The sequence below is a fragment of the Streptomyces sp. NPDC029014 genome, from assembly GCF_055564695.1.
This window is the reverse complement of the sequence record NZ_JBVHVT010000061.1, coordinates 37480-54587: the sequence shown is the minus strand read 5'-3', so window position 1 is coordinate 54587 and position 17108 is coordinate 37480. Positions and strand designations below refer to the sequence as shown.

General features: G+C 72.0%; 14 protein-coding genes and 3 pseudogenes. 7 read left to right on the top strand and 10 right to left on the bottom strand.

The features are described 5' to 3' along the window. Nucleotides 1-121: 121 nt before the first annotated feature. Nucleotides 122-1378, bottom strand: coding sequence for a protein-glutamine gamma-glutamyltransferase (locus tag ACZ4VL_RS28625; protein ID WP_468205388.1), 1257 nt, complete (start codon nt 1376-1378; stop codon nt 122-124). A gap of 994 nt (nt 1379-2372) precedes the next feature. On the opposite strand from ACZ4VL_RS28625, the pseudogene ACZ4VL_RS28620 reads away from it, so the two are divergent. Continuing rightward, a pseudogene (locus tag ACZ4VL_RS28620) lies at nt 2373-2648 on the top strand (GNAT family N-acetyltransferase); the annotation flags it as partial. A gap of 176 nt (nt 2649-2824) precedes the next feature. On the opposite strand, the gene ACZ4VL_RS28615 reads toward ACZ4VL_RS28620, so the two are convergent. Continuing rightward, nucleotides 2825-3742 carry a hypothetical protein gene (locus tag ACZ4VL_RS28615; RefSeq protein WP_468205403.1) on the bottom strand — a complete coding sequence of 306 codons (918 nt, stop codon included), beginning with the start codon at nt 3740-3742 and terminating at the stop codon, nt 2825-2827. Beyond that, entirely contained in the window at nt 3739-4173 is a 435-nt protein-coding gene (locus ACZ4VL_RS28610; protein ID WP_468205386.1) for a hypothetical protein, read from the bottom strand. Before ACZ4VL_RS28610 ends, ACZ4VL_RS28615 begins: the two co-directional genes overlap by 4 nt. A gap of 62 nt (nt 4174-4235) precedes the next feature. Here ACZ4VL_RS28610 and ACZ4VL_RS28605 point away from each other — a divergent pair, with 62 nt between their 5' ends. The 3 genes from ACZ4VL_RS28605 (at nt 4236) to ACZ4VL_RS28595 (ending at nt 10435) form a co-directional block, all read left to right on the top strand. Next, nucleotides 4236-7805: a CHAT domain-containing protein gene (locus ACZ4VL_RS28605; protein ID WP_468205383.1), complete on the top strand. Its 3570-nt coding sequence runs from the start codon at nt 4236-4238 to the stop codon at nt 7803-7805. Nucleotides 7806-7808: 3 nt separating this feature from the next. Then, nucleotides 7809-9335: a tetratricopeptide repeat protein gene (locus ACZ4VL_RS28600; protein WP_468205379.1), complete on the top strand. Its 1527-nt coding sequence runs from the start codon at nt 7809-7811 to the stop codon at nt 9333-9335. Nucleotides 9336-9448: 113 nt separating this feature from the next. Continuing rightward, complete coding sequence (locus tag ACZ4VL_RS28595) at nt 9449-10435, top strand: hypothetical protein (protein ID WP_468205376.1); 987 nt, start codon at nt 9449-9451, stop codon at nt 10433-10435. A gap of 171 nt (nt 10436-10606) precedes the next feature. Here the strand turns inward: ACZ4VL_RS28595 and ACZ4VL_RS28590 are convergent, their stop codons facing one another. From ACZ4VL_RS28590 to ACZ4VL_RS28575, 4 genes and pseudogenes are all read right to left on the bottom strand, one after another. Continuing rightward, a complete protein-coding gene (locus ACZ4VL_RS28590; RefSeq protein ID WP_468205374.1) occupies nt 10607-11470 on the bottom strand; it encodes a helix-turn-helix transcriptional regulator in 864 nt (287 codons plus the stop codon). Between the two features lie 10 nt (nt 11471-11480). Beyond that, nucleotides 11481-12419 (bottom strand): alpha/beta hydrolase, encoded by a 939-nt coding sequence (locus ACZ4VL_RS28585; protein ID WP_468205371.1) that lies wholly within the window; start codon nt 12417-12419, stop codon nt 11481-11483. A 38-nt stretch (nt 12420-12457) separates the two neighbouring features. Then, nucleotides 12458-12813: pseudogene (locus ACZ4VL_RS28580) on the bottom strand (IS5 family transposase); the annotation flags it as partial. Between the two features lie 281 nt (nt 12814-13094). Then, the gene (locus tag ACZ4VL_RS28575) at nt 13095-13628 is read right to left on the bottom strand and encodes a hypothetical protein (protein WP_468205369.1); all 534 of its coding nucleotides are present in this window, start codon (nt 13626-13628) and stop codon (nt 13095-13097) included. A 348-nt stretch (nt 13629-13976) separates the two neighbouring features. Here ACZ4VL_RS28575 and ACZ4VL_RS28570 point away from each other — a divergent pair. Further along, a pseudogene (locus ACZ4VL_RS28570) lies at nt 13977-14111 on the top strand (transposase); the annotation flags it as partial. A 144-nt stretch (nt 14112-14255) separates the two neighbouring features. On the opposite strand, the gene ACZ4VL_RS28565 reads toward ACZ4VL_RS28570, so the two are convergent. Then, a complete protein-coding gene (locus ACZ4VL_RS28565; protein WP_468205400.1) occupies nt 14256-14717 on the bottom strand; it encodes a GNAT family N-acetyltransferase in 462 nt (153 codons plus the stop codon). Between the two features lie 603 nt (nt 14718-15320). Here ACZ4VL_RS28565 and ACZ4VL_RS28560 point away from each other — a divergent pair. Further along, complete coding sequence (locus ACZ4VL_RS28560) at nt 15321-15677, top strand: hypothetical protein (RefSeq protein ID WP_468205366.1); 357 nt, start codon at nt 15321-15323, stop codon at nt 15675-15677. Nucleotides 15678-15908: 231 nt separating this feature from the next. On the opposite strand, the gene ACZ4VL_RS28555 is transcribed toward ACZ4VL_RS28560, so the two are convergent. Both ACZ4VL_RS28555 and ACZ4VL_RS28550 read right to left on the bottom strand, forming a co-directional pair. Next, nucleotides 15909-16184, bottom strand: coding sequence for a DUF4190 domain-containing protein (locus tag ACZ4VL_RS28555; protein WP_468205364.1), 276 nt, complete (start codon nt 16182-16184; stop codon nt 15909-15911). Then, nucleotides 16181-16372, bottom strand: coding sequence for a hypothetical protein (locus ACZ4VL_RS28550; RefSeq protein WP_468205363.1), 192 nt, complete (start codon nt 16370-16372; stop codon nt 16181-16183). The genes ACZ4VL_RS28555 and ACZ4VL_RS28550 overlap by 4 nt, the downstream gene beginning before the upstream one ends. A gap of 99 nt (nt 16373-16471) precedes the next feature. Here ACZ4VL_RS28550 and ACZ4VL_RS28545 point away from each other — a divergent pair, with 99 nt between their 5' ends. Further along, nucleotides 16472-17095 (top strand): TetR family transcriptional regulator, encoded by a 624-nt coding sequence (locus ACZ4VL_RS28545; RefSeq protein ID WP_468205361.1) that lies wholly within the window; start codon nt 16472-16474, stop codon nt 17093-17095. Nucleotides 17096-17108: the final 13 nt, after the last annotated feature.

Here is a 17108-nt window from a genome sequence, read left to right as displayed (position 1 = left end):
CCCCCCCCCCCCCCCCCCCCCCCCCCCCCCCCCCCCCCCCCCCCCCCCCCCCTTCTCCCCCCCCCCCCCCCCCCCCCCCCCCCACGGGCGCGCCCGGAGGACGGGCTCCCGGCCGTGACTGTTACGGCCAGCCCTGCTTCACCTTGGCGGGGGCGGTGTTCCAGCTCTTCGGTATGAACGTGATCACGTAGGCACCGCGATCGAAGTCCGAGTACCCGGCCGACCAGTTCGGGAAGGTGCTCTCGTACACCTGCATCGGACCCATGGCCCCACCGGGCGAGTGGTAGTGGTTGGCGTGGGTCCATACCGTCTTCTTGGGATCCGGTTCCGTCTGATCGCCGAACCAGCCGTAGTCGAAGTTGACATACCCTTCGCCCGGCTTGGCAGGACTGCGCGACACGTTCCTGTCCCCCGACATGTCGACCAGGCCGGTTCCCTGGTCCGGGCGGAAGGCCTCCGGGTCGCCGTACTTGCGCTTGTCGGAGGAGCTCCTCGGATCCTGCCCGCTCCAGAAGTGCTTCGAGTAGACGACCGCCTTCATCCTGGACGGGTCGAAGTTCCCCCCGTCACGCTCCCTGAAGGACGGCGTACTGCTGAGAGCCGAGTAGAAGGTCGAACGGCCGTCCTCGTGAAGCAGTGGGTCGTTGCTCCTGGCGAGCTCCGCCTTGAGATTGTTCACGTAGGCCCCCACGTCGTGCGCATTTTCCAGGGCCTTGTTCATGACGCCTGCCACATCACGAGCTCGTTTGAAGCCCTTCGTCTCGTCGAAGCTTCCCTTCGCGATGCGCCCTTCGAATTCTGCCCGCGTCTCGCCGGGCCGGGGACTGTTGTTCCTCAGGCCACTGTTGTACTTGTTCTCGTCGAACGAGGCGAACGCCAACTTGTTCGTCGGGTAGGGCCCCGAGTTGACCCAGGTGACTCCGACACAACCGTAGGACAGCTGTTCTCGCTGCGCTTCGGTCATCTGCCGCGCCTTGCCGTCGCGGTGGCTGTAGGCCTGCTGCCACTTGCGTATGTAGTTGCTGACGTCTGTAGTGGCCCTGCCTCCGTAGGCCCGGTACGCGTCAGGCATCCTGTCGAGGGGCTCGGCCGGAGGGGTCACCCGGTCGTCGGCCGAGGCGGAGGGCCTGAGGGACTCGACGGCACCCGGCGGTAAGGGGCGCGGGGGCTTGCCGGGCTGAGCCAGGTCCAAGGCCCTCTCGTTCAGAGCGTTGATCTGACTGACGTCGTCCACCGTCAGGTCGTGCCTCGCGGCGTAGGAATCCTCCTTCTCCCCACCGTCGCGGCCGACGGCCAGACTGACCGATGGCAAGAACGCGGTGGTGCACATGACCACGCCCACCGTGGTGAGGGCGAGAGACACCCGACGTTTTTGCATCAATTCACAACTCCCTTGTGGTGGAACCGCGATAGCGGTGAGTTCGCCGCCGGCCAAAACGAGAATCGGCCGCCCCTTCGCATGTCATGGAAGGGGTTGGCGCATGGCGCATCACACGCCGACTCCGAATCAGGATCGGCTTGCACGGAAAGCGATCATGTCTCTGTGCCAACTCCCCGGCAACACCGTGACTCCAGAATCGGCCACGCTGTCGAACAGGCGATAACCCGTCATGCTTCCGGCCCTGCTCATCGTGGGAATGCGTAGCGGCAGCGTCCTCTGTTTCTGCTTCCGGGCCGTGCTGGAAGCAACTCGCACCCACCCGACAGACCGCACGATCCGCGCCACCCGCCGTTACGGCCGCTCACCCGGTTAGCCACCGCCGCCAGGGCCGTCACCACTCCCGCCCTCTACAGAACGGCCGGTAAGACGCTCTGCGCACGGACTTCCGTTTCGCCAGCCGGCGATAGCGAGCAGGCATCCGCACTCCCCAGGCCGAGACCTCCTCCACCACGGCATCACTGCCGAGCGCTCCGCCGGCGCGCCGGCGTTGATGCTGCGGCTCCCGGCAGCCGGGTGGGTAGCCAGTTCCTGGCCGTCCTACCGCAGCACGTCGAACACGACGACGTAGCGGTCCGCATGCCCTGGCCTGCCGTGGTACGGCACCACTGAATGGGGGCCAGTGCTCGGCAGTTGGCCCTGGCGTGGAACGGGGCGTAGCGGCCAGGATCGTGCGCCATGGGTGCAGTTGCCTTCGCCATGGCCGGTACGTTGCTGGACGGCGTCCCCACGGTGTCCCGGGCGCGAGCCGACGCGATTCGCTCGCTCGACGGCCGGCCGGTTTCGCCGGATGAGGTGGTCGCCGACCGGGCGCGGCTTGGCGCATTGACGGCAGCCACCCGGCGAGTGGCGAGGCAACCGCGCGTGTGGGTGATGCCGAGGTGGACCTCGGTCGGCAGATCGGTCGCGTGCACGCGAGCGAGGGAGGACAGCCGTGATCAGCATTGGTTCGTTGCGCGAGGAAGTTCGCGCCGCCTGGGCGGTGTTGGCGCGCGGTGACAAGGCGTACTACCGCACCACGGTGCCGGACGAGGGGTACGAGGAGACCTGGCAGCGGCTACGGAGCCGCACGCAGTTCCACGGCATCGGCGCTTGGTCGAACGGGAAGCTGATCGGCATCGCGCACTATCTGTTCCACCGGACGTTCTGGACGGAAGACAGCTGCTACCTCCAGGATCTCTTCGTCGATGAGGCGGCGCGCGGCCGGGGCGTGGCGCGGCACCGGCGACGGCGGTGCCGGTCGCGCGCCGGAGGCCGGGATGGTGTGGGAGCCCGGCCAGGACGCGCAGGAGGCCGAGCTCGCCGCGCTCCGCTCCCTACCACCGGGCCACCGGGCCACCGGGCCACCGGGCCACCGGAAACAGGGGCCGCTCCGAAGTCGCTGCCTCAGGCCCGGAGGATCGTGTTGACCGCGGCGGCCGTGGTCGGCCCGAAAGCATCGGGGCAGGCCACGCCCAGGTGCTCGGCCACGTCCCGTACGTGCAGGTCCACGGCGCTCTCGGCCAGCGTGGCCAGCGCGTCGACGGCCTCACGTCCCCGTCGCCCGGCCACCGGGAGCAGTACCGCGGCCAGCAGCGCCGCGGGCCACCAGCCGGTGCCGACCGCGATCGCCGCGTACCCCCAGGCCCAGGCGGTCAGCCGGGCCGACGCCGCGAAACCGTCCCGAACCGTCTGGATGTCGCCGCGCAGTTCGCTGCCCGCCAGCGACCACGCGTGCGGCCAGACTTCGGCGAGGTCCACGCCGTAGCGGCGGCGTACGCGATCCGCGGCGCGCGTCATCCGTTGGGCCGGCCAGGTGGGCTTCACCGGCCGTGTCCCGGAGATCCGGTCCCGCCGGGCCTGTCGCCGCTCGACGGCGGGGAAGCGCCGTACCGTGGTCACGCCCTGCAGCCGATCCCGCGCCAGTGCCTGTCCGGCCTTGGTCACGGCACGCGCGAGGGCCGCGTCGGCACGGTCCCACCGCCAGGCCCGCCATCTGGTCAGGGCAGCGACGTACCACCAGGGGCGCTCGGGAAGCCGGCACCGTTCGACGAACCGGCCCGCCGAGGCCGCGAGCAGTCCGGCGACCGCAGAACCGAGCAGGACCAGGGCCGCCATCACGAACAGACCGGCGGGCTCCTGGTTCGCCTTGTCCGTGGCGAGGGCCCGTACGTACGCCCGCAGGTACGCGAGGTCGAGGGCATGGCCGAACCGCTGGTGGTGCGCAAGGAGCAGACAGGCGACGAAGAGCAGGCCCGGCCCCAGCAGGAGCGCCGCCCAGCGTTCGGCCGCCTTCTTCGACAACTCCTGCAGCAGCGTGGTCACGGCCGCCCGCGCTCCGACCCGTCGAGCGGTATGGCCTCCAACGGCCGGTCCGCCAGCGCGCACCGGCTCCGCTCGGCCTCGCCGCGCGTGCACCGGGACAGCGGGCAGACATGCGCCGACGTCGTCCCACCGGTACCGCTCCGTACGCCGGGCAGTGCGCTGAACGCACGGTCGGGGCGGGTCAGTCCGTGCACGCCCTGTGCCGCGAGCGCCCGCTCGATCGCGTCGAGAACCTGCCGCATCAGCGTGGGTGCGTAGTCGGCGGACGTGGCCAGGGCGACCGCCTCGTCGAGCAGGTCCTCGGCGCCGGCCTCTTCCAGCAGGGCCATCAGCTGTCCGCCGCGGCCGTGTTCACGGCACAGGCGCTCCACTCGCTCGGCGAGCTCGACCAGGGCTTCTTGACTGAGTGCGGGACTCGCGCGATTCGCCACATCTCCATTCTAACGACGGTAATTTGAGATTTCAGTCACTCCGTGGATCGGTGGGTGGGGTCGTGCGCGCGCAGTTGCTGAAGAGCGTCCGGGCGAGGGTCAGGGCCGCGGAGCGCAGGGAAGACGGGGACGTCCTGTCCCGGGAGGCGCTGAGCGAGGTGGTCGGTCTGCTGTCCCATCGCCGCCCACAGGGCCTCGACCTGGAGGCCCTCGTCGCGGCCGGGCTGCTGTTCTTCCACCGCGCGATGCGGCAGCGGCCCGAACGGCGACTGGTGGAGATGGTGGCCGCCGCGCAGTTGCTCGGCCCGGTCTACGCCAGCGCACCCCACCTGGTCCCGGGCCGCGTGCGGGCGTTCTACGCCGACGGCCACGATCCGTGGGAACACTTCTCGGCGGACACCGGCTTCACCACCGACCCCCACGTGTGGTGGGAGCTGCACAAGGATCCCACGCGGCTGTATCTCGCCTCCGACGACGACCGGGTCGGCCTGGCCTGCCTCTCGCTCGCGCTGGCACTGCTGCGGCTGGCCCGCCTGTCCGCCGGGGCGTCCCATCCGCTCCTGGCGCAGGTGCTGACCGGTACGGCGACCCTGCTCAGCCTGTACCGGGCGGCCACCGGCGACCTCGCCGTGTGCCGCGAGGCCGTCGAAGTGGGCCGGGCGGCCCTGCGCGAGCTGCCGCCCGGCGACCCGGCGCGCGGGCTCACCCTCGCCAACACCGGCCTGGCCGCCCTGGAACTGGCCCGGCGGCTGGAGGACCGGCCGGCCGCCGAGCTGGCGGTCCGCTGCTTTCGTGCGGCTCTCGCCCTGGGCGAGGACGAGGACGGCGGCCACAGCGTCAACCTCGGCGGCGCGCTGGCGGTCCTCGCCGGACTGGTGGACGACGAGGAGCCCCTGTTCGAGGCGGTCGCGCTGCTCCACGCGGCGGCCGAGCGCGCCGGGGAGATCGCGGTGAACAACCTCGACGCGGCCTTGGGGATGCTCCTGCGTCGGCACGATCCGCCGGCGTACGAGCGGCTGGCCGCGCTCTGTGCGACGACGCTGGACCACCCCGGCCCCGACCGGCCCGCCGACGTACCGCTGCTGCGCGTGCTGAGCGTCATCCGGCAGCAGCAGGCCGAGGAGCACTTCGACCTGGCCGGGCTGCGCGAGTCCGTCGCCCTGTGCCGCCGGGTGCTGACCGTCTCCGACGACCCGGAGGCCCTCGGAGAGGCTGCCAACAACGCCTCCAGCGCCCTGCGGCTGCTCGCCCAGCGCACCCAGGACGTGCCCGCCGCCCGCGAGGCCATCGCGCTGGCCCGCACGGCACTCGATCACGCGGCGGTCGCCGAGCGCTTGGAGGAACCCGTCGCCCGCGCCAACCTGGCCACGGCCCACAACGTGCTCTTCGAACTCACCGGAGACCTGGAAGCCCAACGGGAGGCGGTGTACGCGAGCAGGAGCGCGGTCGAGGCCCTCGCCCCGGAGGAGCATGCCGAGCACGCCGGACTCGTCACCGCCCAGGCGATGATCCTGCACCGCTACGCCAGCCGGACGCGCGATCCGGGGCTTCTGCGCGAGGCGCTGAACGCCCAGCGCCGCGTCGCCGCACTGCCGGAGGTCCGGCGCCGTGTTCTCGCGCCGGTGGGCGTCCCGGTTCGCCGGGTCACCGTGCTCTGCGGTCTGCTGTCCATGCTCACCGATGCGTGGGTGCTGATCCCCGACGAGCCGTTGAGCTCTCTGGAGGAGGCCGTGAGCGTGGGGGCGAGCGCCCTGGCCCTGGTGACGCCGGGCGACTACGCGGAGTCCTTCGTCCTCAACGAGTTCGCCCGCGCCCAGCGGCTGCTGGGCCGCGCCGAGGCCGACCCCGGGCGGCTGCGCACCGCTGTCGCCCTGGCGGACAGGGCGCTGGCCCTCGGCGATCACGCCGTCCGCGCCGCCCTCGTCGCGGCGGAGATCGAACGCGCCCACGCACTCGACCACCTGGCCGCCCTCGAAACCGACCCGGTGGCGGCCGGGGAGCTGAGGGCGGCAGCCGCTGCCGGATTCACCCGCGCCCGGGACAGCCAGGGCGGCCGGACCGACGTGCGCATGCTCGCGGCCCTGCGCCAACTGGACGCCACCGACATCACCGCGCCGGACGCCCTGGAGCACCTGGCGAAGACCGTCGACATGCTGCGCCGGACCGTCGCCTCGGGGCCGCTGTGGAACGACCGCGAACACGCCCTGCGCAACTTCTCCCGGCTCACGGAACGCATCATCGCCACCGGGCTGGCCGCCGACGCCCCGGAGCGCCTGGTCACCCTGCTCGAACGCAGCCGGGGCCTGCTGTCCGAGGACGCCATGGACATCCGGCGAGACCTCCACGACCTCGATCCCGAGCGCGCGAAGGAACTCCGCCTGATCGACGCACGGTTACGGGCCCTTGACGCACAGGACCGGGCCGCGGCCGCCGAGGACTTCGCACAGCGCCGCGCACTCGACCGCGAACTGGCCGCCGAACGCGCCCGCCTGACCGATCACTGGTCGCGGTTGCGCGGTGAGGAACCGGCGGACGACGCCCCCGACCTCACGGCACTCGCCGCCGACGGCCCGCTGGTCCTCGTCGCCTCCGTCCGCTCCGGCGGCTACGCCTTCCTCCTCACCGGCAACCCCGCCCGGCCCGTGGAAGTCCTCGAACTCCCCGGCCTGGAACGACAGTCGGCCCACGAGAGGGTCCTCACCTTCCTCACCGCCCGCCACTTCGCCACCTCGGACGCCTATCCCCTGCGCGTGCGCCAGAGCGCGCAGGCCGAGGTGCGCGACACCCTCGCCTGGCTCTGGACGGCCGCCGCCGGGCCCGTCCTCGAAGCACTCGGTCTCACCGGAACCCCGCAGAGCGGCCACTGGCCCCGCCTGTGGTGGTGCCCGGTCGGGTTCCTCAGCTACCTGCCCTGGCACGCCGCCGGACCCCCGACCGGCGACGGGGTGCTGGACCGGGCGGTCTCGTCGTACACCGCGAGCCTACGCGCCCTGGCCTACGTACGCCGCATGCCCGGCGCCCCCGCGCACCCCCGTACCCTGATCGTGGCCCAGCCGGAGGCGCCCGGCGCCTCCCCGCTGCGCGGTGTCACGGCGGAAGTGGCCGCCCTGCGCGCCCTGTTGCCCGGTGCCACCGTCATCGCCGGGGCCGAGGCCACCAGGGAGGCCGTCCTCACCGCGCTCGCCGACCACGACGCGGTGCACCTGGCCTGCCACGCCATGACCGACGTCCACGCCCCCGGCACCAGCCGCCTGCTGCTCGCCGACCACGAGAGCACACCCCTGACCGTCGCCGAACTCGCCGCCCTGTACCTGCCCGGACGCCAGCTCGCCATGCTGTCCGCCTGCAGCACCTCCGAGATCAGCCCCGATCTGACCAACGAGGCCCTGCACCTGACCGGCGCCTTCCAGCTCGCCGGCTTCCGCCATGTCACCGGCGCTCTCTGGCCCGTCAGCGACGCCACCGCGGGCGAGGTCTCCCGCGCCTTCTACGCCCACCTCACAGCCTCCGGGGCCCGTCCGCCGCGCACCGACGAGGCCGCGTTCGCCCTCCATGCGGCGGTACGGGAACTGCGTGCCGCCTACCCCGCCACACCCACCATCTGGGCGTCGTACATCCACACGGGGGCCTGACCCATGACCGAACCGAACCCGGCAGCCGGCCGCCCGCCCGGGGAACCTCAGCCGGGCCGCCCACCCGGGGAGCTGCCCCCGGGACCGACCCTGGGACCGGCCGAGCTCAGCGCCGGAGCCCGCCACCTGCTGGTCGTGGCGTCCTGGCTCGACGGCGACCCGATCCCCCTCGACCTGCTCTCCGGACCCGCCGGCCCACCGGACCCCGCCGAGCTGTCCTCCCTCGCCGCGGCCGGGTTGCTCGAATCCCGGCCGGACGGCCGCCTCACGCTTCCCGAGGCCGCCCGACGGGAGATCCACGCCGCTCTCGGCGGCGAGGGCCGCGACCTGGCGCTCGGCATCCTCCGGAGCCACCTGGGCGAACCCGGCTCCTTCGGGGAGACCGCACGCTGCCTGTACCTGCTGCCCCACCTCACCCGGTGGACCGCCCTGACCCGCCCCGAGGACGACACTCCGGACGGAGCCACCTTCCTCGGCCGGGCGGTCGTACTGCTGCTCAACAACCACATGGGGTCGGCCGCCCTCCCCCTGGCCGAGCGGGTCGCCCGAACCGCCGAGATGCACATGGGACCGGATTCGCCCAAAACCCTGTCGGTACGGGCCAACCTGGCCTCCGTGTACGACCAGGCCGGCGAACACCGCAGAGGCGCACGACTGTTGGAGAAGGTCATCGCGGCCCGCACCGCGCAGCTCGGACCGGACCACCCCGACGTGTGGACGGCCTGGAACAACCTCGGCGGCATCCGCCTGACCCTCGGCGAGTACGAGAAGGCCACGCGGATCGTGGAGGGTGTCGTCGCCCACCGCACCAAGGTGCTCGGGCCCGCCCACCGGCTCACCCTGATGGCCCGCAACAACCTCGCCGTCATCGCCCTGCGAGCAGGGCGCCGCGACGAGGCCGTCGCCCTGTGGGAGGCGGTGCTTCCCGAGTTCGAGGCGGCCCTCGGTCAGGACGACACGGACACCATCGTGGTGCGCGCGAGCCTCTTCCGGGCCCTCAGGGACCGCGACGACACGGACCGGGCCGCCGAGCTCACGGAGGTCGAGGAGCGGATCGCCCGGTTCGCCGTCTCGTCCCACGAGCCCACCCAGGAGGCCGTCGCCGCGCTCGTCGAACGCGCCACGGCCCTGCGCGACCAGGGCCGCCACGACGAGGCCGTCACCGCCTTCCGTGAGGCCGTCGAACGGGGCCGGGCCGCCCTGGGCCCCGGACATCCGCTCATGGTCTCCGCCGGCTACCGGATGGCGTACGCGCTGGAGGCGGGTGGAGATGCCGACGCGGCCCTGGCGGTGGCCGAGGAAGCCCTGGCGGAGGCGGACCGCAGCCTCGGGCGCACCCACTACGAAACCCTGATGGCCGCCGTGAGCGTGCTCTCGCTGCTCCTGCGGCAGGAGCGCCTGAGCGATCACCAGGAACTGCTGGAGACGCGCCTGTCGGACATCATCGAAGGTCTGGGCTTCGGACATCCGCTGGTCCGGGCACTGGCAGCGCACCGCGCGTCACTGGCACTCAACCGTCCCGACTGGTAGTGACCGCAACCGCACCCCGGGGCGGGGACCGGGTCTTCGGCGGGAGCTCGGGCGTCGCGTATCGCCGAGTGCCACCGTAGGCTTCCCCTAGCGATCATTCGGGGGGAGCCGTGGTGGTCTGGTGCGTTCGGCTTTCGGCGGCACTGGCCTACGTGGTGGCCGCCGTGCTGAGTCTGTGGACGGCGGGGCTGCCCAGCGGCGTGCCGCTGCCCGTGCCCGGTCTGGTGGGACTGGCCTGGACGCTGATCGGGCTGGTCTGGCTCCGGGTCGTCGCCCTCTGGATCGGGCGCTTCCAGGGCGAGTACTTCTGGGTGTCGATCGAGGAGCCCTGTCAGGAGGACCCCGTAGGCCCGGTATCGCTGGCCAAGGGAGCGGACCGTGTCCGGCGGCACCGGCCCGGTGTGCTGCACAGGGTGCGGGGCTACCACTACGACGGCGTGCGGTGGGTCTACCTGCGGCAGAGCGCGGTATGGCTGCTGCTCCCGGTCTCCTTCGTGGCGCTCGCCGGACTCGGCGACTCGCACGGCTCGCAGCACATCCGCTCCCTGCTGCGGGCCGGGGCGGCGTACGGCCCGGCCTCCGTGGCCGAAGTGGCCGACCTCACGGTACGGCGCTCCGAAGGAGAGGTCGTCGGCTACGACTCCACGCTGCTGCTGGCCCTGCCGGGCGGCCGCGTCCGCGCGGAGGACGCCTCCACCCGCTACGAACCGAAACCGGATGGCCGGGTCCAGGTGCTCTGGGCGCCCAGCGCACCGAGCCTGGGCGGCGTGGTGGACGACGGCGAGGGCCTGGGTCGGTACCTGGACCGGGACTGGGGCCTCACCCCGGGCGGGATCGCTCCCGGGGCATTCGTCCTGCTGCTGATCCTGGTCGCGATGGTCCCGGTATCGATCGCGGCGGAGGACGACGGCCTCCAGGAACTGGCGTGGTCCCCGATCACCCAGACCGTGCACGCCTGCGCCGTCACGGGCGTATTGCTCGCCGCGTTGCCGTTCCTGTCCGGCACGGCGTCCGGGAACGACGTCCTCGGCATCGGGGCCGCTTGCATAGGCTTGCCGGCGCTCTACCTCGTGATGCCGATCCGAGCGCTGCTCGTCTGACCGGGAGCCGCCCGCGCGGTCGCCCGGACGTGCTCGGCCCGGGGCCGGTCGCCGCCCCGGACGACCAGTTCGCCACCGAGGACGGGTGACGCCCCACAGTGCCGGCCCTCGGCACGTCGCCGCCGCTCGGCCAGCGCCCGCAGAGGTGTCCGCCTCCAGGGTGCCACTCCATCACCGGCACGACCACGTCCCGTGTTCGGCGCACCCGGACGCTGGAGTTGTTCTTGTTCGGCGGACGGGTTCCACGTGTTCTCGCGCAGTGGACCCGAGCGGGCGTCGAAGACCGACAAGTTCCCGCGTTGGTGATGTCGGCTTCTCGGGTCGGGGCGTGAACGGGGCCAGCGTGGTGGGCTGCACCGCGCCACCCGCGGCCGAGCCGCGCAGCAGCTCGGCCAGGTCGTGGGTGTGGGCCTGCTCGGTGGTCGGCGCCGCCGCTGCGATGCGGTCCAACCGAAAGCCTCGTCCGGCCCGCCGCGTGCGGCACCAGGCGATGAGGTACCACCGGCCGTCCGCGGTGAGCAGTCCGGCCGGGTCCACCGCCCGGTCGCTCACGCGCCCGGCCGCGTCGTTGTAGGACAGCCGCAGGACCGTGCGAGTGGTCAGAGCCTGCTCGACCGCGGCGCGGACCGCAGGATCCGACGACGAGGGAAGCGTGACGACACGGGTGGCCAGTGCCTGTACCGCCGCCGAGGCGGTGCCGGTCATCGACACCGCGATCTTCTGGGCTGCTGCGCGCGCCGCACCTGCATACGGGGCGGAGGCGTCGGCCGCGGCGAGGGCGACGGCCAGTGCCGAGGCTTCCTCAGGGGTGAAGTGGATCGGAGGCAGGGTCATTTCCGGGTCGACCGACCAGCCCCCACCCCGCCCGGGAGTCGCGCGCACCGGGACACCGGTCTCCATCAGCACCTGTAGGTCGCGCTGCACCGTGCGCGTGCTCACCTCGAAGCGCGCGGCGAGCGCCGCGACCGTCCGTGGACGTGGCGCCGCCGCACGCAGCTCTTCGACCAGTGCGTACAGGCGGGCAGTTCGGTTCATGCCGACGACGCTACCGTCCCGCGGTGGAGAGGAATTCCCGCTGACGTCGCTCTTCGCGGTCGGTGACGGCCAGCGGGTAGAGGGTGAAGCCGTGCATGGCGCCGGCGACGACACCGAGCTGCACAGGGGCGCCGGCCGCCTGCCACCGCGCCGCCAGGAAAAGTGAGTCGTCGCGCAGCGGGTCCTCGGTGCCGACGACGATCCGAGCGGGCGGCAGGCCGGTCAGGTCGGCGAACAGCGGTGAGACGTCGGGGTCTCGGCGCTGTTCCGTCGACATGCCCGGTGTGAACAGCTCGTAGGTCCGCCGCAGCGTGTCGGTGTTGCTCAGCAGCTGCTTCGATCCGAAGGACCGCTGGCTGGGCGTCATCGACAGGTCGTACGGGCCGAAGAGCAGCTGGGCCGCCCGGAACGCGCCGGTGATGCCGTGCCGGTCGCGCAGGCGCAGCAGCGTGACGACGCTCAAGTGGGCACCGGCCGACTCGCCCCCGATCAGCAGGCGCCCGGTCCCGAACTCGGTCGCGGCGTGCTCCACCAGCCACCGGGCGGCTGCTTCGCAGTCGTCGGGCCCGGCGGGAAAGGGGTGTTCCGGTGCGAGGCGGTAGTCCACACTGACCACGGCCAGCCGTGTCTGCTCGGCGAGACGCCACAGTCGTTCGTCCTGCCCGTCCGCGGAGCCGAACGTCCAGCCGCCGCCGTGGAAGTGCAGGTAGGCGCCGTCGACGCGGTCAGGCACGAACACCCGGGCGGTGATCCCGTCCGCAATGACGCGGTCTCGGCCCTGCGGCAGCCGCACCGGGGGTGTGTCACCGCCGAGCCTGTTGCCCCGGAGGGTGGCCAGCACGGTCGCGTCAGGCGTTTCGTCACGAGCCGGACGGGTCGCGGCAGTGGCCTCGTATGCCTTGTTGAACGCCAGGGTCTCGGCGAGGCAGTCCTCATCGGTGATCATCATGCCGCCCACCATCACAGCCGTCCGCGACAACCCCCTGTCACCCTTTCCTGATGAGCTGCGACACGTTCGCCCACACGCGACCGCCGTCGCCTTGACTGGAGCTGCCAGCCGTAGGTCCGCTCGACCGCCCACCGCTTCGGGATCGGGGTGAAGCCCCTGGTCCCGGGCTTGCGGGCGGTGATTTGCATGTCGATGCCCAGGGGTGGCGGCAGGCTCGACGAGGTGCTGGCGGTAGCCGCCATCGACACGGACTTCCAGCGTGCAGGACTCCGCGGCCGGCGCCGCGCTGCTGGACCAGATCGCCGCCGACCACCCCGGCATCCGCGCTGGTGGAAGTCTTGACGCTCTGGGTGTCGATCACGCAAGCCGACGGATCGGCCTCCCCCGCCTCCTTGCGCCCAGGCGCACAGCGGTGACGACGGAAGCACGCGGCCTGGAAGGCTGGACATCCCGGAATGGGACAGGAACGAGCAGCCCCCGCCCCACCGTCTCCCTTCCAGAGCCACCACACCCAGCCGCGCCTACCGCCTCATCTGCACCGTCATTCCACCCTCCGGGAATCGGTTCACAGGCGACCAGGGCAGATGGCAACGACGACCTCTTAGTGGCTCCAGGTTCACGCACCGGAGGCGCCGCGGGGTGCGCGGTGCCTCCGGCCTGCGCGATCGGGGTTGGTCAGGCGCGCACGAGGTACCACGCACCCTGACCGTTACAGCCGATGGGGTTGTGGTCGCTGGTGCGGTAACCGAGCGGGATGAGTGAGCCCGAGCAGGCCCATATGCCGTCACGGACCTGTTGGTGGCGCCACGCACCCTGCTCGTTGCAGCCGATACGGTTGTGGTCGGTGAGGACGTACCCGGGCGCGACGGTTGAGCCCGTGCAAGCCCATATGCCGTCACGGACCCGTTCGTGGCGCCACGCACCCTGCTCGTTGCAGCCGATACGGTTGCGGTCGGTGAGGACGTACCCGGGTGCGACGGTTGAGCCCGTGCAAGCCCACACGCCGTCATAGACGGGCTGCTGGTACCAGGCGCCCATGCCGTTGCAGCCGCTGCGGTTGTAGTCGGTGATGACGTATCCGACCGGAAGGAGCGACCCGGAGCAGGCCCACCCGGCTGCCGCGGCCTGCGACCCCCGTTCCGCAGCGGCGGCCGTGCCCGCCGTACCGGCGAGCATCGCAGTGGCGATCAGCGCGACCGCTCCGATCACCGCCGCGATTCTGGCTCTGGCGACCGCCACCCCCGTACGCCTTCTCCCCACCCCGCGGAAGGCGCCGGCCGATTCACGGCTCTGCGCTCGCCCTGGCACCCCACGCCACCTCGACCGCCGTTCTCCGATGCTCACGCATACCCCTCCCTGCAAGGACGGCGGCTCATGCCGCTGTCACGACGGGCAGAACGTAGCAACGGAATTGCACGCATGACCGGCAGCGGCTGATTTACCCGGAATAAAGGCTCAAGGCCACTTCTTGACAACGTTCGCACGCATGAACCATTACCAAGCGTGCGCCTTGAGAGGGCCCCGGCCGCGCCGATGGCGCACGGCTGACGATCGTCACCTCAAGGTGGCCGCCGGCGGCGAGCGGGTGACCGCGAGGCATTGGCCGCGATCATCTTCGTGGCGACTTCGGGCTGCACGTGGCGGCAGCTGCCGCCGGTGTTCGGCCCGCGCTGGCAGACGCACGACGGCTAAAGGCCCGGCCCGCCATGCGGCCTATTCCGGCATCAATCGCCTCAAAAGGCACCGTGCCGTGGCCCCGAGATATGACAAGCTCGCGGTCCACTACCAGGCGACCGCCTCGTGGCAGCCATCAACGAATGGTTGTGACCCACCAGATCACGGTGCTGCCGCGTAGCAGTGGATGGCCACCAGTTGGGACGGGCTCCATCGTTGCTCGACGGTTGCCATCCGTTCCCAGCCGAGCCGCTCGTACAGGGCTGCCGCGGCGGTATCGGATGCCACTACGTCGAGCACCGGATGCAGACCCCGCCGTCGTGCTTCCTCCACGGCTTGGCCGATCAGCAATGCGCCGACCCCGTGCCCCCGCGCATGTGGGGCGACGAACAACCGGCTGACCACCGCAGTCAGCTCCGTGCTCACCCCGTTCCGTTCGCTCCACAGATCAGGGGCCAGATCCCCTTCGCCACTAGCGGACAAGCTGACATGGCCGACGACGCGGCCGCCAAGTCCAGCGACCCAGGCCCCCAGCAGAGAAGCGTTCGACAGCCACTCATCAGGCTGGTCAGGCCAGTTCACCGGGTAGCCATCACGTTGATGAACATCCGCGAGAACCCGCACACAGTCCGCGAGGTCGTCATCAGTCCTCCGCCGGACCCAGCGGCCTGGCCTCTCCGCGGAAGCCCTGAAGCTTTCGATGCTCACACAGCATGAAAACACAGGCCATGGTGACAGAGCACCACACCCTCACGGTGAACGGCATCCGGCCGGCGTACCAGGTGGCCGGCCCGACCGGCGGCGACCCGCTGCTTCTGCTGCCGGCGCCGGGCGGGACCGCGGACGACTGGGCCCTCGTGGCGCGTGGTCCGGCTGGTCCTGGAGGACCCCCCGCGCCGCTCCCCCGCGAGCCGGTCGCTCCCGTGCGGCCCGAGGGGGAGTTGGCCTTCGACTGGACCATGGTGCTCGCGGTCCGGCCCCAGCTGGACCGCCCCGACCCGTCCTGGCTGGAGGGCCTCTCCCTGATCACGGCCCCGACCCTCGTGGTGGCGGGCGGGCCGGACAGCCACATCCCGCAGGAGGCACTCGCCGGGCTCGCCCGCCGGGTCCCGGACACGCATGCGAGATCGCCCGGCGCTCGCTCGCCGAGGGCGGCATCACACGGACCGGGCAGGACACCTGGTACGACGCGGAGCCGCCCGCACAGAACCTCACCCGGGAGGACCTGTGCAACGGGCTCGGCTCGATGGCCTCGGCCCCGAGGGACCGCTGCCTGCGGAGCTGCGCTGGAGCGGCTACCGCCGCAGACTCGAAGCCGTCCGGGAGTACCCGGCGGTCACCGACTCGCTCTGGTCCGACTGGTTCGAGGTCCGGCACACCGCGCCCGGCGCAGCAGCGGCTCCGGGGCACCGGCAGCAGCCGGTCGCGGTCGCGGTCGTTGCCGAGGACCTCGGCGAAGGCCTCCTCCGCGGCACCGCAGGACATCACGCTCACTACCGCAGCCCCGGAGCCTGGAGCGCGGAAATGCCGCCCGGTGCCAGGGGTTGTCGGTGCCCCGAACCGCCGAGGAGCAGCACGTCGTGAGCTGAATGGGCCGCCTTCGCGAAGACTGCGACGCAGGCGCGCCCAGGTCAGGGGGTGCGTGCGGGCGCAGCTGTCGGTCGATGCGCTGCGGGTGTTCGGTGGTCACGGCCGGCCGCGGCATCGCTCGCGGCGGCCCCGGCCCGGCCGCGTTCGGGCCGGCGACGGACGCCCGGGTGCTCGTCTCCGGACACGTCACCCCGGAGCCGGTGCACGGCCGCGCCGCGACCGAGCTCAGGTCAAGCTCCACGACCAGGTCCCGTCGGCGGTGACGAGGCAGGCGAGGACCGCCACGTCGGCCGCGCCCAGGGCGATGCCGAGGCGGGCCCGGCCGGGCCTGCTCGTCCGCCGCCACAGGGCGAGGGCGCCCAGGACGACGGCCGTCGGGCCGAGGAGGAGGTTCATCACGAGCAGTCCCACCAGGCCGAGGACGAACGCGGTGACGGCCATCGCGTCGGCGTCACGGACCGGATCAGGGGCGCGCACGCGGGATTCGGTCCGCGGGCTCATCGCAGACCTCCGCGATCGTGGTCCGGTCGTCCGGCCCGGAAGTGGCCCCAGAGGCGCTCGCGCACGGCGAAGAGGGCGAGCCAGAGAGCGATGGCGCAGCCGGCGACCATGCTGACCGGCGCGGGGACGTGGGCCGCGGTGCCGATGACGACGCCGAGGACCAGCAGCGCACCTACGAGGAAGAGCATGAGACGTCCTTCCGTTCAGGTAACAGTTGTCTACTGACTGCCCGGTTCAGTTGTCCTTATGCTGGCGCCCGGCGACTGTGACGAGGTTGACTTCCCGTCATGAGTCCGTCGACCGGGATCCGTGAAACCCAGCGCCGCCGCACCCGCCGTGCCCTCCTCGACGCCGCCCTGGCGCAGCTCGAGGAGCGCAGCCTCGGCAGTCTCGGACTCAGGGAGGTGACCCGGGCGGCCGGGGTCACCCCCACCGCCTTCTACCGCCACTTCGGGGGCATGGACGAGCTGGGGGCCGCGCTGGTCGAGGAGGCACTGGCCAGCCTGCACGAGACGGTGCGGGGCATCCTCGCCGAGACCGGCGACGCCGAACGGCGCGGCGACGCCGCGGTACGTCTCGTCGCGGAACTGGTGCGCGGCCGGCCTGCCCACGTCCGCTTCCTGGTCCGCGAGCGCCACGGCGGGGTACCGGCGGTACGGGAAGCCATCGCCCGGCAACTCGACGCCCTGGCCGCCGAGATGGCGGCGGCGCTCGGAGCCGACCCCGTGAGCGCGGGCTGGAACGCCCCCGACGTGACGATGCTGTCCCGACTCCTGGTGGATCACATGTTCATGACGGCTTCGGCGTTCCTCGCCGCCTCACTACGGGGTGAGGACTGTACGGCCGCCACGGCGACGGCCCGCAGCCAGCTCCGCCTGATCCATCTCGGGCGCGTGCACTGGCCGGGGTGACCTGGAGGGGGCG